Source organism: Cupriavidus sp. IDO (assembly GCF_000812465.1).
Taxonomy (GTDB): domain Bacteria; phylum Pseudomonadota; class Gammaproteobacteria; order Burkholderiales; family Burkholderiaceae; genus Cupriavidus.
In genome coordinates this window covers 28,907-47,778 of sequence record NZ_JWMA01000022.1, presented here as the reverse complement: position 1 = coordinate 47,778, position 18,872 = coordinate 28,907, and the positions used below count along the sequence as shown (strand labels likewise).

Below are 18,872 nucleotides of genomic sequence, written 5' to 3'. Positions count from 1 at the left end.
CGTCACACCTCCCCCGCATGCTGCACCTTCCCCGCCACCTTAGCCTCCTGCGGCGCCAGCTGCATGAAGATCCACGCCGACGCGCAAGTGATCAGCCCCATGCAGATGAACGTCGCATGAAACGCCGGCAGCACGCCTGACGGCCGGTTGCCGAAGCCCTGCTCGAAAGTCGCCAGCAACGCCCCCGCCGATGTCACCGCCAGGCTCATCGACAGCATCTGCACCATTGACAGCATGCTGTTGCCGCTGCTCGCGCCGGTGCCGCTCAGGTCCTTGAGCGTGACGGTGTTCATCGCCGTGAACTGGATCGAGTTGACCATGCCGAACAGCGCCAGCAGCGGGATCACCAGCCAGAGCGGACGCTGCGGCGTGATCAGCGCGAACGCCGCCATGACGACGCCAACCGCAAAGGTGTTGGTCACCAGCACGCGGCGATAGCCGTGGCGCTGGATCAGCTGCGTGGCGAGCCGCTTGGAGGCCATGCCGGCGGCGGTGACGGGCAGCATCATCAGGCCGGCGTTGAACGGCGAATAGCCCAGGCTGATCTGCAGCGTCAGCGGGATCAGGAACGGCATGGAGCCGTTGCCGATGCGGGCGAACAGGTTGCCCAGCAACCCTACGCTGAAGCTGTGAATGCGGAACAGCCGCAGGGCAAAGATCGGCTGGCGGCGGCGGCCGGCGTGCAGGACGTAGGCGGTCAGCGCGGCCATGCTGGCGATCAGCAGCATCAGCACGGTGGCGTGCTGGAAGCCGAGTTCGGCCAGTCCGTCCAGCGAGAACGACAACGCCAGCATGGCGACGGCCAGCAGCACGTAGCCCGCGATGTCGAAGCGCCCGATGCCAGTCTGCTTTGCGTTTGGCATGTAGCGGACGGTGGCCAGCGCGCCGAGCAGGCCGACGGGCACGTTGATCAGGAAGATCCAGTGCCATGACAGCGCCTGCGTGAGCCAGCCGCCGAGCGTCGGGCCGATCAGCGGGCCGATCATGCCGGGGATGGCAACGAAGCTCAGTGCCTGCAGGTACTGCTCCTTCGGAAAGGTGCGCAGGACCGAGAGCCGCCCCACCGGCAGCAGCATGGCGCCACCCACGCCCTGCACGATGCGCGCACCGACCAGGAACGGCAGCGTCGTCGCATAGGCGCACAGCAGCGAGCCCGCGACAAACAGCGCGATCGCGGTCTGGAAGATGGTGCGCGTGCCGAAGCGGTCCGCCAGCCAGCCCGACGCCGGAATCACCACTGCCATGGTGAGCGAGTAGGCGATCACCACCGACTGCATGCGCAGCGGGCTCTCGCCCAGGCTGCGCGCCATTGACGGCAGCGCCGTGTTGACGATGGTCGAATCCAGCGTCTGCATGAAGAAGCCGACCGCCACCACCCATAGCATGATGCGTCGGGTGTGGTCGTCGGGCATGGGCGTGGTCATGGCTGCTTGCTCCGGGGCCGGCCGCCTTCCCTTGTGACGGCCAAAGCCGACACCTTATGCCGGCTGCGGGCGATCAGGCAAGTACGGCGCGGTTTGCCGCGGGCAACAAGCTGCAGCCATTGCATGGGACCATGCAGGCGGAAGCCGGCCTGGCCGGGCTCTGGCAGCAACGCCGGGGGGGCGCCCTGCTCTAGGCGCTGGCGCTCAGGCTTGCGTGCGACCGGCATCCGGCGCGCGGTCAGGCAGCCAGAAGCCGAAGGTGGAAACAGAGATGCCGGAGCGCCGGTTTCTGTGCCATGTGCGCAATGCTGCGCCAGGCCGGTATGCAGTTCGGCACTTGCCGTCCGTGCCTGCCTCGACAATTCCCACAAGCAGCCTATCTTAAGGGTGTGTCACTCCCCGCCGCGATCCGGAACGCCGCCTTGCATGAGCCAGGATTCGCCCCCCAGCCAGACCTTCGATGATGCCCTGCTCGGCATCGTGCGGGAGATGTCGTCAGCAATGTGCCAGCCGGGCGACGGCGAGGCCGAGGCAGCGGTCTCGCTGGACAGCACGCTCGAAGCCGAACTGGGCTTCGACAGCCTGACGCGTGCCGAGCTGCTGACCCGCATCGAGCACAGTTTCGGCGTCAGCCTGCCGGAGCAGGTTTTTGTCCAGGCCGACACGCCGCGCGCCCTGCTGCGCGCCGTGCTCGCCGCCAAGGACATGCCGCCGGGAACGGGCAGTGCGCACCTGCGGCGCGCCGGTCCGCTGCCGGCCGCACAGGCGCCCGACAGCGCCGCCACGTTGCCGGACCTGCTGCGCTGGCACCTGCGCCGCCACCCAGACCGCACCCACATCGTCTTGCAGGACGGCACCGGCGAAGACACGCCGATCAGCTTTGCGCAGCTGCACCGCCGCGCCGCGGCCGTCGCCGCCGGGCTGGCCGATCACGGCCTGCGGGCGGGCATGACGGCAGCCATCATGCTGCCCACCAGCCCCGAGTATTTCTACACCTTCTGCGGCATCCTGCTGGCGGGCGGTATTCCGGTGCCGCTCTATCCGCCGGCGAGGCTGGCGCAGATCGGCGACCACCTGCAGCGCCACGCGGGTATCCTGGCCAACGCACAGGCGCCGGTCCTGATCACGGTACCGCAGGCCAGGCCGCTGGCTGCGCTGCTCAAGGCCAGCACGGGAACGCTGCACAGCGTGCTCACACCGGCGGAGCTGGAGGACAGCACCTGCGCCCCGGTCCAAGCCATGCTGCGCACGCACGACATCGCCCTGCTGCAATACACCTCAGGCAGCACGGGCTCCCCCAAGGGCGTCGTGCTTACCCATGCCAACCTGCTGGCCAACCTGCGCGCCATGGGCGAGACACTGGCTGTCGGCTCGCAGGACGTCTTCGTCAGCTGGCTGCCGCTCTATCACGACATGGGCCTGATCGGCGCGTGGCTGGGCAGCCTGTACTACGCGTACCCGCTGGTGGTGATGTCGCCGCTTGCCTTCCTGGCGCGGCCCGAGCGCTGGCTCTGGGCAATACACAAGTATCGGGGCACGCTCTCCGGGGGTCCCAACTTCGCCTATGAGCTGTGCCTGCGCAAGCTTGCCGCTGCCGATCTGGCCGGGCTGGACCTTTCCAGCTGGCGCTTCGCCTTCAATGGCGCCGAGCCGGTGAGCCTGCGGACCATGCGCGCCTTCATGGAGCGCTTCGCCCCTTACGGCCTGCGCCCGGAAGCTGCCTCCCCGGTGTATGGACTGGCGGAAGCCTCGCTGGGCCTGACCTTCCCGCCGCTGGGCCGCGGGCTGCACGCCGACCGCATCGACCGCGCCGAATTCACGCGCGCCGCCATGGCTGTGCCCGCAGGCGAGAGCGAGCGCGAGACCCTGGAATTCCCGGCCTGCGGCCGGCCGCTGCCAGGCCACGAGGTCCGCATCGTCGACGCGACCGGGCGCGAACTGGCCGAGCGTCGCGAGGGACTGCTGCAGTTCCGCGGCCCTTCCGCCACCAGCGGCTACTACCGCAATGCCGAACAGACCCGGCAGTTGTTCGACCGCGGGTGGCTGAACACGGGGGACTATGCCTATATCGCCGCGGAAGACATCTACATCACCGGGCGCGCGAAGGAGACCATCGTACGCGGCGGCCGCAATATCTATCCCTACGAGCTGGAACAGGCGGTCGGCGCCATCCCTGGCATACGCAAGGGCTGCGTCGCCGTATTCGGCAGTCCCGATCCTGACAGCGGCACGGAGCGCATCGTGGTGATGGCCGAAACCGCCGAGAAAGATGTGCGCGCGCGCCGCATGCTGCATCGGCACGCGTTGAAGACCGCCCTCGACGTACTGGGCATGCCGCCTGACCATATCGCCCTGGTGCCGCCGCACAGCATCCTGAAGACGTCGAGCGGCAAGATCCGGCGCGCCGCCTGCCGCGAGCGCTTCGAACACGGACGTCCGGGCCGGGGCGTGGAAGCGCCCTGGCTGCAGATCGCGCGCTTTGGCTGGCACGCCCTGCGGCCGGAGTTGCGTCGCGGGCGGCAGACCGCTGCGGGCCTGTCATACGCGTGCTACGTCTGGCTCCTGTTCGCAGCGCTGGCGCCGGCGACCTGCCTGGCCTCGGTCGCGCTGCACCGGCCGGAACTGGGCTGGGCGCTCAGCCATCGCGCCGCCCGGCTTCTGCTCAGGCTGGGCGCGGTACCCTGGTTCGTGCAAGGGCTGGAACACCTGCCGCGCGATCGGCCCTGCATCCTGGTCTCGAACCACGCCAGCTACCTGGACGGCATCGTGCTGGTGGCGGCCCTGCCCTTGCCGGTATGCCTGGTCGCCAAGCGCGAACTGCAGAGCCAGCGCATTCCCGGCGCCTACCTGGCCAGCATCGGCGCCGACTTCATCGACCGCTTCGACACCGTGCGCGAGCACGAAGACGTGGAGCGAGTGGTGGCGGCGGTGCGCGCCGGGCACTCGGCGCTGTTCTTCCCCGAAGGCACCTTCGGGCGCGCGCCGGGACTGCAGGCCTTCCGCTCGGGTGCCTTCCTGGCGGCCGCGCGGGCCGGCGTGCCGGTGGTGCCCATTGCCATCCGCGGCACTCGCTCGGTGCTGCGCGACGGCCAATGGCTGCCGCGCCGGGGGCCGATCGGCGTGGTCATCGGCAGCCCGCTCTGGCCGGACGGCAACGACTGGCCGGCCGCCATGCGCCTGCGCAACACCGCCCGCACGGAGATCCTGCATTACTGCGGCGAGCCGGATGCCCTGCGCGGGTGATACCGCGGGACGCAAGTCCCGCGCCGTTCAGAGCGCCGCGCGCAAGCCGACGAAGAAACGCCGCCCGGGCGCCGGCTCGAAGTACCGGCCGTTGGCTTCATTGACGATCACCGAACCGATGTACTTGCGGTCGGTGATGTTGTCGATGCGGCCGAAGACGTAGAGGCGTGTCGGCCCGACGCGGAATTCGTAGCCGGCGCGCAGGTTGAAGATGGCATAGCCGGGCGCGGCCTGCGTGTTGAGATCGTCGGCATAGATGCGGCTGTCCACGCGCATCTCCGCGCCAAGCGTGAGCGGCGGCAGCGGCCGGTACGCGATGTCGGCGAACAGGCTGTGGCGCGCCGTGCCGGGCAGCCGGTTGCCGGCGGCTACGGTCATGCCCTGCGCGTTGGCGAAGGAATCCCCGAAGTAGGCGTCGAGATAGGTGTAGGCCAGCCCGGCCTCCACCCTGCCGCCACCGCCCTTGCCCGGCTCCGCCGCGCCGACCTGTCCGAAGAAGCTGCCGCGCCAGCCCAGTTCCAGTCCGCGCCGGCGCACGCCGTCCACGTTCTGATAGACGGTGCGGCCTGCGTTGTTGGATAGGGGCACGACTTCATGGCGGCTGTCGGCATCGAACAGCGCTGCCTCCAGCCGCTGGCCATGATCCTGCCATTTGACGCCGATCTCGCCCTGGCGGCTGGTGGACGCCTGCAGGCCCAGGTTGCTGCCGCTGCCGGTGGGGCTGTAGGCCACCTCGGTCAGCGTTGGCGTCTCAAAGCCGCGGCCGAGGTTGGCGTAGACGTTGAGCGTGTCCATCGCGTGCCAGACCAGGCCCAGCACCGGGCTCACGCTGTTGTACGTGGAAGTGCCGCTGTCGTCCGGGCTGGCGGGTGTGATGAAATGATCGTCGATGCTCAGCTTGACCCGGCTGGCCCGCACGCCGCCGACCAGTTGCCATGCGGGATGAAAGGCCCAGTCGAACTGGGCGAAGGCGCCGAGGTCGGTGGCCTCGTCGGTCTCGTCGCGGCGCAGCGCGCCTTGCGTGCCGTTCTGGTTAACGAAGCCGGTGCGGCCATCGCGCATGCCGTTGGCTTCGATGCCTGCGCTCCAGTTCAGCGGCAGGCCGCCTGCCGTGGTGCGGCGTGTCCATGACAGGGCGGCGCCGCCGTAGGTGCGGTCGAGATCGACGATGCCGCCCGACGAGCTGGGTGCAATGCCGCTCAGGCCGAGCTTCTGGTTCAGCTGGCGGGTGCCACCATAAAGCCGCGCCGTCAGGCTGTCGATCCCGGTCAGCTGGTGATCGATCACCACGCCGGCCTGGGTCTGCTCGACCGTCTTGCCGGTATCGAACTGCGTGGCCGCCGCCGCGGCCTGGCGGGGATTGGCGTCGGCCTGCGCGCGGGTCAGGCCCAGCGGATCCTGCGCCAGCGGCTGGTTGAAGTAGTTGAACTGGCCCGTCACGCGCGTACCGGCCGCCGGCTGCGCGACCACCTTGGCATTGAGCTGGTAGCGGCGCGCCGCACCGTGGTCGCGATAGCCGTCGGTCTGGTAGGTCCACGCATCCAGCGTGCCGCCCAGTTTGTCGTTTCCGCCGCCAAGCTCGACGCCTGCCTGCCACTGCCCGTCGGAGCCGAATCCGGTGGAGGCGCGGCCGGTGAAGCCGTCCTTGGGCGGATCCGGCGTGAACACCTGCATCACGCCGCCTGACGCATTGCCATACATCTGCGCGAATGGGCCGCGCAATACCTCCACGCGGCTCGCGTTGGCGAGGTCGGCCGTGGCGGCCTGGCCCTGCCCGTCCGGCATGGTGGCGGGAATGCCGTCGACGAACAGCCGCACGCCGCGGACGCCGAAAGTGGAGCGCGTGCCAAAGCCGCGCACGGACAGCTGCAGGTCCTGCGAGTAGTTCTGCCGGTCCCGTATTGCCACGCCGGGCACGATGCTCAGGACTTCGGAAAGGTTGACCAGCGGCGTCGTGGCGCGCAGCGGATCGACGGGAACGCTGTCGACGGCAGCAGGCGCGTCGAAGCGGCGCTGCTCGCTGCGGGTGGCGCTGACCACGACGTCCGGCAGGGATTCGAGGCTGGGAGCAGGCTCGGCCGCCTGCGCCGCCATCAGCGGCACAAGGCAGGAAACCGCCGCCATCCATTGACGCCGACGCGAGCGGCGACGGGTGCGCCGGACTGCCAAGATCTGCCTGCCGCCTGGACTCATTGTTGTGGGAGCGGTTGCCGGGTCCTGGCGCGATAGCGGCGCCGGGTGAGGTGAATGTCACTTAACTTTATATCGTCCGGCGGGGGAATTCCATGCCGGCGCTTCGGGGAAAACCCGTGCCGTGGCGCCCTTGCCTCACTCCTTCCGGCAATTGTGTACACGCGCCAGTAGTATTTCAAAAATATTCAACAACCCGTTGAGAAGCCGTCCCATTCAGGCAGGCCGTAGCCTCCTACACTAGCTTCACACGCGGCACACACAGCAAAGTGTCGCGAGGCATCCAGATTCAATTTTTTGAACTACCAGCGAGACCAGATACCATGAGCGCCAACCAAACCCGCGTTGCCATCGTCTACCACAGCGGCTACGGCCACACCGCCAGGCAAGCACAGGCCGTCGCCCGCGGCGCAGCCAGCGTCGACGGTGTCGACAGCCTCCTGATCAGCGTCGACGATATCGACCAGCACTGGGACACGCTCGAGGAGGTCGACGGCATCATCTTCGGCGCGCCGACCTACATGGGCAGCGCCTCGGCCCAGTTCAAGGGCTTTATGGATGCCACCTCGCGCAACGTGTTCGCCAAGGGCGGCAAGTGGGCCAACAAGGTCGCAGCCGGCTTCACCAATTCGGCTTCGCGTTCGGGCGACAAGCTCGCCACGCTGCAGCAGATTTCGATCTTCGCGGCACAGCACGGCATGCACTGGGTGAACCTGGGCCTGCCGCCGGGACACAACAACTCGAAGTCGACCGAGGATTCGCTGAACCGGCACGGCTTCTTCCTGGGTGCCGCCGCGCAGTCGAACGCCGACGAGAGCGCCGACGTGGTGCCGCCGCTGGCCGACCTGCGCACCGCCGAGCACCTGGGCGCCCGCGTGGCGGAAGTGGCCCAGCAGCTGGCCGCTGGCCGCCGTGCGCTGACCACGCTGAAGCAGGCCGCCTGACGCCAAACCTGCCGCGATCATCGCAAGCCTTTCCGGCCCCCTTCGTGGGGGCCGGAGTCATTTGCGGCAGCCGGCGCCGCTGGCTGAAAAGCGCGGTGGAGGGCTGAGCGAGCCTCTTCGGCCAATGTGTTGCCGCAAGCACGAACGGACCACGTGCGGCGCTATACTGGGAACCCGCTCACCGCAGCCCGGGCAGGCGTGGCATCTCCATGGAAATCGCCGCCAGCCGGGAGAAGGTCCGAAAATTGGCTGATGACGATCTGGCAAAGCTGAAAATCGACCGAAGCGCCGTCTCGGCGGCGCCGCGGCGGCGGCGCCCCTGGCTGCGCTACGCCGCCATCGCGCTGGTGATTGCCGCGGTGCTTGGCATAGCCGCCAGGATGGCCGGGCCTCAAACGGTGGAGACGGTCACCGTCACGTCCGCTTATCCCTCACAGAATTTCACCCTGCTCAATGCCACGGGCTACGTGGTGCCACAGCGCAAGGCCGCGGTCGCCTCGAAGGCACAGGGTCGCCTCGAATGGCTCGGCGTGCTGGAAGGCTCGCGCGTAAAGAAGGACGAGGTGATCGCGCGGATCGAGAGCCGGGACGTCGAGGCCACGCTGGCCCAGGCCACGGCGCAGGTGAAAGTCGCGCAAGCCAATCTCGAGCTGCAGCAGGCCGAACTGAAGAACGCCCAAGTCAATCTGCGCCGCTCCGAGATCCTGATCGTGCCGAACGCCATCTCCAAAACGGACTACGACGCGGACGTGGCGCGCTACAACAAGGCGAAGGCGTCGATCAACAATTCCACTGCGGCCATTGTTGCGGCACAGGCCAATGCCCGCGCGGCACAGGTCGCGGTGGACCAGACGGTCGTCCGCGCCCCGTTCGATGGCGTGGTGCTGGTCAAGCACGCCAACGTCGGGGACAACATCACGCCGTTCTCGGCCGCGGCCGACACCAAGGGCGCGATCGTGACCATTGCCGACATGGAAACCCTGGAAGTGGAAGCGGACGTGGCAGAGTCCAATATCGCAAAGATCACCGTGAACCAGCCGTGCGAGCTCCAGCTCGACGCGCTGCCCAACCTGCGCCTGGCCGGACAGGTCTCGCGCATCGTGCCGACGGTCGACCGCTCCAAGGCCACCGTGCTGGTCAAGGTGCGCTTCGTGGACCGCGATGCTCGCGTGCTGCCGGACATGAGCGCCAAGGTCGCGTTCCTGTCCCGGCCGGTATCGCAGCAGGACAAGCAGCCGGTGGTGGCGGTGCAGCCCGCCGCTGTCGTCACGCGCGACGGCAAGCCGGTGGTGTTCGCCGTCAGGGACGGCAAGGCGCGGGAGGTGGCGGTCACGACGGGCGCGAAGCTGGGCGAGCTCGTCGCGATCCATGGCGTGGCGCCGGGCGACACGCTCGTGCTGGCGCCCGGTGACAAGATCAGGGACGGCGCCGCGGTCACCGTGGCGAAGAAATAGCGTGGACACCGGGCCACTCGTCGATATCCGCCACGTCGCCAAGTCTTACCAGCGCGGCGTGCAGACCGTGCCGGTGCTGACCGATATCTCGCTCGAGATCGGCGAGGGCGATTTCATTGCACTGATGGGCCCTTCGGGATCGGGCAAGAGCACGCTGCTGAACCTGATTGCCGGCATCGACCGGCCGGACAGCGGCGAATTGCGCGTGGGCGGGCTGGACATTTCACGGCTGCCGGAAGCGGCGCTGGCCGACTGGCGCGCAGCCAATGTCGGCTTTATCTTCCAGTTCTACAACCTGATGCCTGTGCTCACGGCCTTCGAGAACGTGGAGCTGCCGCTGATGCTGACCCGCCTGAGCCGCGCGGAACGCCGCGAGCGAGTAGACATGGTGCTCGGGATGGTGAACCTGGCCGACCGCATGAGCCACTATCCTTCGGAGCTGTCCGGCGGCCAGCAGCAGCGCGTTGCCATCGCCCGCGCACTCATCACCGATCCGACGCTGATCGTGGCCGACGAACCGACCGGGGACCTGGACCGCACCTCCGCCGCGGAAGTCCTCTCCATGCTGCAGCGGCTCAATGCAAAGGTCGGCAAGACCATCATCATGGTCACCCACGACGCGCACGCCGCCGCCGCGGCGAGATCGCTGGTTCATCTCGAGAAGGGGGAGCTGATCCGTGGACAAAATCCCTGAGCTGCTTCGCGGGCGCGCGCCATGTATGTCCTCAAGCTGATCATCCGGAACGCACTGCGCCACAAGCTGCGCACTGCCCTGACCGTGCTCGGCCTGGTCATCGCGGTGCTGGCCTACGGGCTGCTGCAGACGGTGGTGGACGCCTGGTATGCCGGAGCCGCGGCAGCCTCCAATGCGCGGCTGGTGACGCGCAACGCGATCTCGCTGGTCTTCCCGCTGCCGCTGAGCTACGAGAACCGCATCCGCGGCGTGGAGGGCGTCACGCTGGTGGCCCGCTCCAACTGGTTTGGCGGCGTCTATCGGGAACCCAAGAACTTCTTTGCCCAGTTCGCCGTATCGGACAACTACCTGGACCTCTACCCCGAGTTCGTCGTGTCGGCGCAGCAGCGGGCCGACTACCAGCGCGACCGCAAGGGAGCGCTGGTGGGCCGCCAGCTTGCCGACCAGTTCGGCTTCAAGGTGGGCGACGTCATTCCGATCAAGGGCACCATCTACTCCGGCACCTGGGAATTCGTCGTGCGCGGCATCATGGAAGGGCGCGATGAAAGCACCATCACGCGCCATATGCTGTTCCACTGGGAATACCTGAACGAAACGGTGCGCAAGCGATCGCCGAAGCAGGCGGATCAGGTCGGGGTCTACGTTTTCGGCATATCCAACCCCGACAACGCCGCCGCCATCTCGCGCAGCGTCGACAGCGTCTTCAAGAACTCCCTCGCAGAAACGCTCACGGAAACCGAGCAGGCATTCCAGCTGGGCTTCGTCGCAATGTCGAACCAGATCGTCGCCGCGATCCGCATCGTGTCGTACGTGGTGATCGTCATCATCATGGCGGTGATGGCCAATGCCATGGCCATGAGCGCGCGCGAGCGCACGGTCGAGTACGCCACGCTCAAGGCACTGGGCTTCGGACCCGGCTTCCTGGCGCTGCTGGTGTTCGGGGAATCGCTCGCCATCTGCTTTATCGGCGGCAGCCTCGGCATGCTTGCGACGCCGCCGGTGGCAAGCCTGTTCAAGCAGGCCGTGGGCGGCGTGTTCCCCGTCTTCAGTGTCTCGCGCGAAACGGCCCAGTCGCAGGCAGCATGCGCGCTGGTGGTCGGCATCGCCGCCGGGATCGTGCCGGCGGTGCAGGCGGCGCGGGTCCGCATCGTCGAAGGCCTGCGGGCGATTGGCTAACCAGATGGCAATCCCGCTCACATACATCGCCCGCAATCTCTGGGCACGCCGGCTGACCACGGCGCTGACCGCCGGCGGGCTGGCGCTGGTGGTCTTCGTGTTCGCCACCATGCTGATGCTCGACGCCGGCCTCAGGAAGACCCTGGTGACCACCGGCGAGCACGACAACCTGGTGGTGATCCGCAAGGGCGCCGAAACCGAAGTGCAGAGCTCGATCAGCCGCGACCAGGCCAGCATCATGGAAATGCATCCGGCGGTCGCCATGAGCGGCGCGGGGCGGCCACTGGCATCCAAGGAAGCGGTGGTGCTGATCTCGCTGGTGAAGACGGCCACCAGCCAGCCGTCGAACGTGGTGATCCGCGGCATCTCGCCGCTGGGACTGGACCTGCGCCCGCAGGTGAAGCTGGTGGCCGGACGCATGTTCCGGCCAGGCTCGGCGGAGATCATCGTCGGCAGCGGCATCGCGAAGGGCTTTAGCGGCGTACGGATCGGCGAGCATCTGCGCTTTGCGCAACGCGACTGGACCGTGGTCGGCCACTTCGACGCCGGCGGCAGCGGTTTCGATTCGGAGATCTGGGGCGACGTCGACCAGCTCATGCAGTCGTTTCGCCGCACCGCCTATTCATCGATGGTGGTCCGGCTGGCGCAGACCAACCTGTTCGACCGCTTCAGGGCCGACATCGATGTCGACCCGCGCCTGGCCAACGATGCCAAGCGTGAACAGGCCTTCTACAGCGATCAGTCGAAGGCGCTGTCGACCTTCATCAACATCCTGGGCTTTACGCTGTCGACCATCTTCTCGATCGCGGCCATGATCGGCGCGATGATCACGATGTACGCATCGGTCGCCAACCGCGTCGCGGAAATCGGCACGCTGCGCGCGCTTGGCTTCAAGCGCGTGAACGTGCTGGCTGCGTTCCTCGTCGAAGCCGCGCTGCTCGGGCTGGCCGGCGGCATTGCGGGGCTTGCCTGCGCGGCGCTGATGCAGTTTGCCTCGTTTTCCACCACCAATTTCCAGACCTTCGCGGACCTTTCGTTCCGCTTCATCCTCACCCCGGATGTCATGGCCAAGACGCTTGCATTCTCGATGGGCATGGGCCTCATCGGCGGCTTCCTTCCGGCCATGCGGGCGGCACGCATGAATATCGTGGATGCCTTGCGCGCGCATTGAGCGTGCGCTGGCGGCTGCCGCCCGGTTCAGCCCGGCCGGGGCGACTGGCCCAATGGGCTGGCGCCTTCCAGCTGCGCGCGCACGGCGGCGATATGGTCGCCCGCCTGGTCAACAGCCTTTTCGAGGTCGTCTTCGGTACATGCGAGTTCGCGGCACCAGTACTGCACTTCTATGGGATCCATCAGGTTGATGCGTCCCGGATCCAACGGCCTGAAGCTTGACAAATCCATCATGCTCCTCCCTTTCGGTGAACTGATCGCCCGGCGGCTCTTGCCATTGTAGGTGAGGCTGCGAAGCAGGCGACGCACTGCAACATTCCTTCGTAAGTAATTGTAAGTTAAGTTAACGTTACATCACTTTCAATTGTCATTGTTCTAAGACTTTTTGGGTATGTACCTAGGGATTGAATCAGGGGAAGGACCCTAGGATCTCCAGTCGGATGCTGCGCTGCAGGATTGGCGGCGCGACCGTCCGGAAACGATCCTTGCCGGATTGTATTTACAGCGCCTTCGGGCAAATCCGGTCATTCAATCCACAGGAGATTACGCATGTCCGCACCTATTTCCGATCAGTTTGCTGCAGTGCAGAAAGCCAACCTGGGCCATTTGTTCGCGCTGACCAACACGGCTTTCGAAGGCTTCCAGAAATTGACCGAACTGAACCTGCAGGCAGTCAAGACGACGCTTGCCGAAGGCCAGGGAAACGTCGAAGCGGTACTGGAGGGGAAGGATCTGCGTGAGGTTTTCGCCGCGCAAGGCAACCTGGCCCAGCCTGCAGCGGAGAAGGCCGTCGCGTATGCGCGCCAGGTGTACGAAATCGCAGCGAGCACGCAGGCGGAGCTGTCGAAGGCTGTCGAGGCACAGTACGAACAGCACAATCGCAATGTGCAAGCTTTCGTCGACACCTTCGTGAAGAACGCACCGGCCGGTGCCGAGGCGATCACCGCGCTGCTGCAATCGACCGTGGCTGCCGCGAGCAATACCTATCAATCGATCCAGAACGCGGCAAAGCAGACCGCCGAAGTCGCCCAGGCCAACCTTGCCACGGCGGCCGCCTCGGCCACCGGCGCAGCACAACAGGCAGCGTCCCGCGCTTCCAAGCAGTAACGGCGTACCACTGGCAGCGCAGGCCCGGGACATCGGCTCCCCGGCCTTGCGCATCGCAACGCCAGCCTTTCCGCAATGACAAAAAAGAGACCGGAAGCATCCGGTCCGGCCTGCCCTTGCCGATTCACGCGCATGGGCAAAGAAAATTTGCTCGGGATGCACAGACACGAAGGCCTTCCCCGACAGGCCAGGGGTCCATCAACTTTACGAGAACGAAGCAGGCAGCATGACGAAGAGAATCGCATTAGTGACAGGCGGCATGGGCGGGCTGGGAGAAGCCATCAGCACCAGGCTTCACGACGCCGGCCATACCGTGGTGGTGACGTACTCGCCGGGCAATACGAACGCACAGAACTGGCTTGCCGCAATGGCTGCCAGCGGCCGCGAAATGCGCGCCTATGAGGTGGACGTGGCCGATTACGACGCTTGCCAGGCCTGCGCCGCTCAGATCCTGGCGGACGTTGGCCGCGTGGATATCCTGGTGAACAACGCCGGCATTACCCGCGACATGGCTTTCAAGAAGATGGACAAGCCGAACTGGGACGCCGTGATGCGGACCAATCTCGATTCGGTCTTCAATCTCACCAAGCCGCTTTGCGAAGGCATGGTCGAGCGCGGCTGGGGACGGATCATCAATATCTCGTCGGTCAACGCTTCCAAGGGTGCATTCGGGCAGACCAACTATGCCGCTGCCAAGGCGGGGATGCACGGCTTTACCAAGTCGCTGGCGCTGGAAGTCGCAAGGAAGGGCGTGACGGTCAACACGGTCTCGCCTGGCTACCTTGCCACCAAGATGGTCAACGCCGTGCCGAAGGAAATCATGGAGACCAAGATCCTGCCGCAGATCCCGGTCGGCCGCGTCGGCAAGCCGGAAGAGGTTGCCGCGCTGATCGCATTCCTGTGCTCGGAGGATGCGGCTTATGTAACCGGCTCGAATATCGCCATCAACGGCGGGCAGCACATGCAGTAAGCGCTGGCAGGTGGGCCGCTCCCGCCCGGGACGGTCCACTGCGGCGAGTCGGCGAAACAACAAAACAAAAAAGGGCCGATGCGAGATCGGCCCCAACGAGCCCCTCAATTCAAACGGCAAGGGTCGATATGATCGTGCCGCGTCTGCCGGGCACGGCGTCCGGCGGACGCTTTCTTCACTGTCCTATCCCTGTCTTATGTTCAGATACAGGGGAATGCGCCGGCCCCGGCCGACCCGACCGGGCCCTAAGAACGGGTAACCGGATTGCCCGACTCCCGGCGGCCTGTGCATTCTGGTGCGCTTGCGTGACCCGTATATGTCGTAATGCCCACAATGCCCCCCATTCAATGCTGACCCGCGGCCTTGATTTCCCCGCCTTGCGATGAAGGCCGGCACGATTTGGTAGGATTCAGTCTTTTCGTAGACGGTAATGCCAGTGCAAAGCGCTGCAACGTGCCCTCGCCTCCTGGCCAAAGCGTCATGAGGCTGGTCCAGATCAAGTCCCTGCTAGCCCGCTTTTCAGCCTCGACGCTGGTTCCGCTGGCAACCCGCCTGCAGCCGATGGCGCGCCTGAAATCCCTGCGCCACCCAACCCGGCGCGGCGTACTCCTGTCACTGGCAGCCGTGCCCGCGGCGTTCTTCCTCTATGTGCTGGTGCTGATCCCGTTCACGCCCGGCATCAGCGATATCCGCAAGGCCAAGTCCGAGCAGCCGGCGCAGGTGCTGTCGGCCGACGGCAAGGAGCTGGCGCTGTTCAAGTGGGCCAACCGCGACTGGGTGAAGCTCTCGGACATCTCGCCGAACGTGGTGGCTGCACTGATCTCGACCGAAGACCACCGCTTCTACCAGCACCACGGCCTGGACTGGCGGCGCACCGCCTCGGCCGCGCTGCATACGTTCTCGGGCGACCGCCAGGGCGGCTCCACCATTACGCAGCAGCTGGCCCGCAATCTCTATCCGGACGAGATCGGCCGCGCGCCGACCATGACGCGCAAGCTCAAGGAAGCCATCACCGCGTTCAAGATCGAGGCGCTCTATACCAAGGACGAGATCCTCGAGACCTATCTCAATACGGTGCCGTTCCTGTACAACGCATTCGGCATCGAGATGGCGGCCCGCACCTATTTCGACAAGCCGGCGCGCTCGCTCGACGTACTGCAGAGCGCCACGCTGATCGGGATGCTCAAGGGCAACAGCTACTACAACCCGGTCATCAATCCGGAGCGCGCGCTGGAGCGGCGCAATACGGTGCTCGCGCAGATGGTCAAGCGCGGCCGGCTTGATCCGGCAAAGTACGAATCGCTCAGGAAGCGCCCGCTGCGCATCGACTTCGAACGCCAGACCGAACCGCCCGGCCCGGCGCCCCACTTTGCGCAGCAACTGCGCAAGTGGCTGATCAGCTGGGCGGACCGCAACGGCTACGACATCTACACCGACGGGCTGGTCGTCCATACCACCATCGACTCGCGCCTGCAGGCCATGGCAACGCAGGCGCTCGCCGCGCAAGGCAACCGGCTGCAGACCATCGCCAACGCGGCATGGGCGCCGCGCGCGGGCTGGGCGGACAACAAGGCGCTGGTGCAGGCTTTCGTGCGCGAGTCGCCGGAGTACCGCGCGGCCACCGCCGCGGGCACGCCGCCCGACGAAGCGATGAAGCGCCTGTTCGGCGACTGGGCATTCATGCAGGCCCTGCGCCAGCAGAAGACCCGCATCCAGGCCGGCTTTATCGCCATCGATCCGCGCAACGGTGAAATCCGCGCATGGGTGGGCAGCCGCGACTACACGCAGGACGCCTTCGACCACGTGCAGCAGGCGCGCCGCCAGCCGGGCTCGACCTTCAAGCCGTTCGTCTATGGCGCGGCCTTCCAGCAAGGCAAGTCGCCGGACGATACGCTGATGGACCAGCCGGTGGAAATCGAGCTGGCTGGCGGCGAGATCTGGCGCCCCACCGACGAGGGCCGCCCCACCGGCCGCGCCATGTCGCTGCGCGACGGGCTGGTCTATTCACGCAACACCATCACCGCGCAGCTGGTGCAGGAAGTCGGACCGGCACGCGTGGCGCGGCTGGCGCGCGAAATGGGCGTGCGCGAGAGCAAGCTCGAAGCGGTGCCGTCGCTGGCGCTGGGCACCAGCCCGGTCACGCTCAAGGAGATGGTTGCCTCGTACGGCACCATCGCCAATGCCGGCGAGTACATCGCACCGACCATGGTCACGCGCATCGAAGACCGCAATGGCAAGGTCCTGCAGGAATTCCGCGCCTCGCGCCCCGAGCGCGCGCTGCCGGTAGCCACCACGCAGACGCTGCTGGATGTGATGCGCGACGTGGTCGACCGCGGCACCGGCGCCAGCATCCGCTCGCGCTTCGGCATCCGCGCCGACGTGGCCGGCAAGACCGGCACCACGCAGGACAATGCCGACGGCTGGTTCATCCTGATGCATCCGGAACTGGTAGCGGGCGCCTGGGTCGGCTTCAACGACAACCGCGTCACGCTGCGCAGCGACTACTGGGGCCAGGGCGCGCACAGCGCGCTGCCCATCGTGGGCGACTTCTACCAGCGCTCGCTGCACGCCCGCCTCATCGATGGCCGCGCGCGCTTTGCGGAGCAGGAAGAAACGGGCATGTTCGGTTCGCTGTTCACGCAGGTCCGCGGCTGGTTCAGCCGCGTCTTCAGCCGCGAGTCCAAACCCGAAGCTCCCGCCGCGCCGCGCCCGGCCCCGCGCCGCCCTGCGCTGCCGCCGGTCGAGGCAGACGCCACGCCGCCGGCCAGCACGCCGCTGGCCGATACGACCGGAGCGCCGGAAGAGAACGGCATGGCCCTGGATCACGGGGAAGTGGTGATCGCGGCGCCGGGGCCGGCGCCCGGCCAGCCTTCCCCGCCCACGAGCGATGCCACGGCCAGCCTGCCGGCGGTGCCGCCGGTAGCACCTGCCGCTCCGACACCTGTTCCGGCGCCGGCAGCGCCTGCGATTGCCGCCCCCGCCAATCCGGATACCTCGGGCTGATCGCCCGCTCCCTGCCTCCCGAACGCCGGCTCCGCTGCGCCGGCTCCGCTACGCCGGAAACGGATACTACGCCCAAGCGCGCCAGCACGCTCCGTCAGGAACTCGATCAAGGATCAGAAGCGCAGCCGGGTCCGGCTATACCAGCCCGATATCGCGAGACCTTGCGCCCGGAAAGACCTGCGCGATCCGTGCGTCATCCAGTCCGTAAAGCCTGCGGAAGATGCCGCCCAGCAACGCCCGGTATTCATTGCGCACCGGCCAATCGCGGTTCTGGTTGAGCGTGGCCGGCTCCACCGCCACCTGCTCGCCGGCGATGCGGCCGCCGCGCACGGCGCCGCCCGCCACCCAGTAGACGGTGCCGTGCCCATGGTCGGTGCCGCGCGTGCCGTTCTCGCGAAAAGTCCGGCCGAACTCAGAGACCACGACGACGGTGGTCTTCTGCCAGGCCGGCCCCATCTCGGCGGCAAAGCCCGACAGCCCTCGCCCGAGGTTGTCGAGCAGGTTGGCAAGCTGGCCCTGCGCCGCGCCCTGGTTGACGTGCGTGTCCCAGCCGCCGACATCGATAAAGCCCAGGTTGAACTTGTCGCGCATCAGCCCGGCCATGCGGCGGGCTTCCACCTCGAAGCCGCGGGCGCTGAGCGAGCGGCGGTTGGCGGCCTGCATCTCCTGCATGCGCGCCGCCATCATGTCGGGGCTGCCGGCAGGCGCACCGCTCATGGCGGTGCGCTCCTGCATGGCCTGCGCCTGCTCGGCCACGGTCTGCCGCAACTCGAAGCCCTCATCGATCAGCGATTCGAAACGCGTGCCCCGATACATCTGCGCCAGCATGCGGGTCTGCCGCGCATCGAACGGCGCGCGTCCGGTGCCTTTGAGCGAGACATTCGGCACGTCCTGCCTGCCGGTCAGCACCATCGGCAGGCCGTCGGTGAAGGCCACCGGCGCAGCCTGCCCTCCCATCGCCAGCGCCAGCCGGTTCAGGAAGCCGCTGCCGCGCAGCGATGCCAAGTCGTGGCGTTCATCGCCCGCGCCGGGCAGGCCGGCTTCGATCGAGTCCTGGGTCTCGAAATGGCTGCGCGACATGTCGTTGGTCCCCGCAAACGGCACGAACGCGAGCTGCTGGCGGCTCCAGAGCGGCAGCATGGTTTCCGCCAGTGCGGGATGCAGGGCCCAGTCGCCGATGCCACGCTGCGCGCTGTCGGCAGAAAAGGCGCTGGCCAGCGCCACGGCAGCGCCCGGATCGGCGGCAGCGCCAGAAGGTGGCGGGCGGCGAATGGCGATATTTGGGCGTGCGGCATAGTAGAAGTCGCTGCCGGCGGGCACCAGCACGTTGGTGGCGTCATAGCCGCCGCGCAGGAACACCAGCAGGAAACGCGCATCGGCCTGCGTGGGCAGCGCGTAGACGCGTGACACCGTCGCCGGCAAGGCCAGCGCCAGCCCCGCGCCTCCGATTGTCTTCAGCCAGTCACGACGTTTCATCGGTTGCTCCTGTTATCCCCT

General features: G+C 67.0%; 13 protein-coding genes. 9 read left to right on the top strand and 4 right to left on the bottom strand.

Going from position 1 to position 18,872, the window contains the following annotated elements; all coding sequences use genetic code 11:
- Nucleotides 1–2: 2 nt before the first annotated feature.
- The gene (gene mdtD, locus RM96_RS07560; protein WP_039009405.1) at nt 3–1,424 is read right to left on the bottom strand and encodes a multidrug transporter subunit MdtD; all 1,422 of its coding nucleotides are present in this window, start codon (nt 1,422–1,424) and stop codon (nt 3–5) included.
- Nucleotides 1,425–1,850: 426 nt separating this feature from the next.
- Here mdtD and RM96_RS07555 point away from each other — a divergent pair, with 426 nt between their 5' ends.
- Complete coding sequence (locus tag RM96_RS07555; RefSeq protein ID WP_039009403.1) at nt 1,851–4,667, top strand: AMP-binding protein; 2,817 nt, start codon at nt 1,851–1,853, stop codon at nt 4,665–4,667.
- 27 nt (nt 4,668–4,694) lie between these two features.
- Here the strand turns inward: RM96_RS07555 and RM96_RS07550 are convergent, their stop codons facing one another.
- On the bottom strand, nt 4,695–6,761 hold the full coding sequence (locus RM96_RS07550) for a TonB-dependent receptor family protein (protein ID WP_443112242.1): 2,067 nt from the start codon (nt 6,759–6,761) through the stop codon (nt 4,695–4,697).
- Between the two features lie 419 nt (nt 6,762–7,180).
- Between RM96_RS07550 and RM96_RS07545 the strand changes: the two genes are divergently transcribed.
- The 5 genes from RM96_RS07545 to RM96_RS07525 all read left to right on the top strand — a co-directional run bounded on the left by RM96_RS07545 (nt 7,181) and on the right by RM96_RS07525 (nt 12,296).
- Nucleotides 7,181–7,801 (top strand): flavodoxin family protein, encoded by a 621-nt coding sequence (locus RM96_RS07545; RefSeq protein ID WP_039009400.1) that lies wholly within the window; start codon nt 7,181–7,183, stop codon nt 7,799–7,801.
- A 245-nt stretch (nt 7,802–8,046) separates the two neighbouring features.
- A complete protein-coding gene (locus RM96_RS07540; protein WP_039009467.1) occupies nt 8,047–9,255 on the top strand; it encodes an efflux RND transporter periplasmic adaptor subunit in 1,209 nt (402 codons plus the stop codon).
- Nucleotide 9,256: 1 nt separating this feature from the next.
- On the top strand, nt 9,257–9,949 hold the full coding sequence (locus tag RM96_RS07535) for an ABC transporter ATP-binding protein (RefSeq protein ID WP_039009398.1): 693 nt from the start codon (nt 9,257–9,259) through the stop codon (nt 9,947–9,949).
- A 21-nt stretch (nt 9,950–9,970) separates the two neighbouring features.
- A complete protein-coding gene (locus RM96_RS07530; protein WP_039009396.1) occupies nt 9,971–11,125 on the top strand; it encodes an ABC transporter permease in 1,155 nt (384 codons plus the stop codon).
- A 4-nt stretch (nt 11,126–11,129) separates the two neighbouring features.
- A complete protein-coding gene (locus RM96_RS07525) occupies nt 11,130–12,296 on the top strand; it encodes an ABC transporter permease (RefSeq protein WP_039009390.1) in 1,167 nt (388 codons plus the stop codon).
- Between the two features lie 26 nt (nt 12,297–12,322).
- Here RM96_RS07525 and RM96_RS07520 read toward each other — a convergent pair whose 3' ends face one another.
- Nucleotides 12,323–12,604 carry a DUF3606 domain-containing protein gene (locus RM96_RS07520; protein ID WP_238587139.1) on the bottom strand — a complete coding sequence of 94 codons (282 nt, stop codon included), beginning with the start codon at nt 12,602–12,604 and terminating at the stop codon, nt 12,323–12,325.
- A 240-nt stretch (nt 12,605–12,844) separates the two neighbouring features.
- On the opposite strand from RM96_RS07520, the gene phaP3 reads away from it, so the two are divergent.
- The 3 genes from phaP3 to RM96_RS07505 all read left to right on the top strand — a co-directional run bounded on the left by phaP3 (nt 12,845) and on the right by RM96_RS07505 (nt 17,375).
- Nucleotides 12,845–13,402, top strand: a complete 558-nt coding sequence (phaP3, locus tag RM96_RS07515) for a TIGR01841 family phasin PhaP3 (protein WP_039009386.1) — start codon at nt 12,845–12,847, stop codon at nt 13,400–13,402.
- Between the two features lie 226 nt (nt 13,403–13,628).
- The gene (gene phbB / locus RM96_RS07510; protein WP_039009385.1) at nt 13,629–14,372 is read left to right on the top strand and encodes an acetoacetyl-CoA reductase; all 744 of its coding nucleotides are present in this window, start codon (nt 13,629–13,631) and stop codon (nt 14,370–14,372) included.
- Between the two features lie 480 nt (nt 14,373–14,852).
- Nucleotides 14,853–17,375: a penicillin-binding protein 1A gene (locus RM96_RS07505; RefSeq protein ID WP_039009383.1), complete on the top strand. Its 2,523-nt coding sequence runs from the start codon at nt 14,853–14,855 to the stop codon at nt 17,373–17,375.
- Nucleotides 17,376–17,510: 135 nt separating this feature from the next.
- Here the strand turns inward: RM96_RS07505 and RM96_RS07500 are convergent, their stop codons facing one another.
- On the bottom strand, nt 17,511–18,851 hold the full coding sequence (locus tag RM96_RS07500) for a DUF1501 domain-containing protein (protein WP_039009381.1): 1,341 nt from the start codon (nt 18,849–18,851) through the stop codon (nt 17,511–17,513).
- Between the last annotated feature and the right edge of the window lie 21 nt (nt 18,852–18,872).

What these genes read in the sequence shown, in the direction of transcription:
- RM96_RS07545 (WP_039009400.1), top strand. Translation starts at nt 7,181, where the DNA reads ATGAGCGCCAACCAAACCCGCGTTGCCATCGTCTACCACAGCGGCTAC.
- RM96_RS07530 (WP_039009396.1), top strand. Translation starts at nt 9,971, where the DNA reads ATGTATGTCCTCAAGCTGATCATCCGGAACGCACTGCGCCACAAGCTG.
- RM96_RS07500 (WP_039009381.1), bottom strand. Translation starts at nt 18,851, where the DNA reads ATGAAACGTCGTGACTGGCTGAAGACAATCGGAGGCGCGGGGCTGGCG.
- mdtD (WP_039009405.1), bottom strand. Translation starts at nt 1,424, where the DNA reads ATGACCACGCCCATGCCCGACGACCACACCCGACGCATCATGCTATGG.
- phbB (WP_039009385.1), top strand. Translation starts at nt 13,629, where the DNA reads ATGACGAAGAGAATCGCATTAGTGACAGGCGGCATGGGCGGGCTGGGA.
- RM96_RS07525 (WP_039009390.1), top strand. Translation starts at nt 11,130, where the DNA reads ATGGCAATCCCGCTCACATACATCGCCCGCAATCTCTGGGCACGCCGG.
- RM96_RS07550 (WP_443112242.1), bottom strand. Translation starts at nt 6,761, where the DNA reads ATGGCGGCGCAGGCGGCCGAGCCTGCTCCCAGCCTCGAATCCCTGCCG.
- RM96_RS07505 (WP_039009383.1), top strand. Translation starts at nt 14,853, where the DNA reads ATGAGGCTGGTCCAGATCAAGTCCCTGCTAGCCCGCTTTTCAGCCTCG.
- phaP3 (WP_039009386.1), top strand. Translation starts at nt 12,845, where the DNA reads ATGTCCGCACCTATTTCCGATCAGTTTGCTGCAGTGCAGAAAGCCAAC.
- RM96_RS07555 (WP_039009403.1), top strand. Translation starts at nt 1,851, where the DNA reads ATGAGCCAGGATTCGCCCCCCAGCCAGACCTTCGATGATGCCCTGCTC.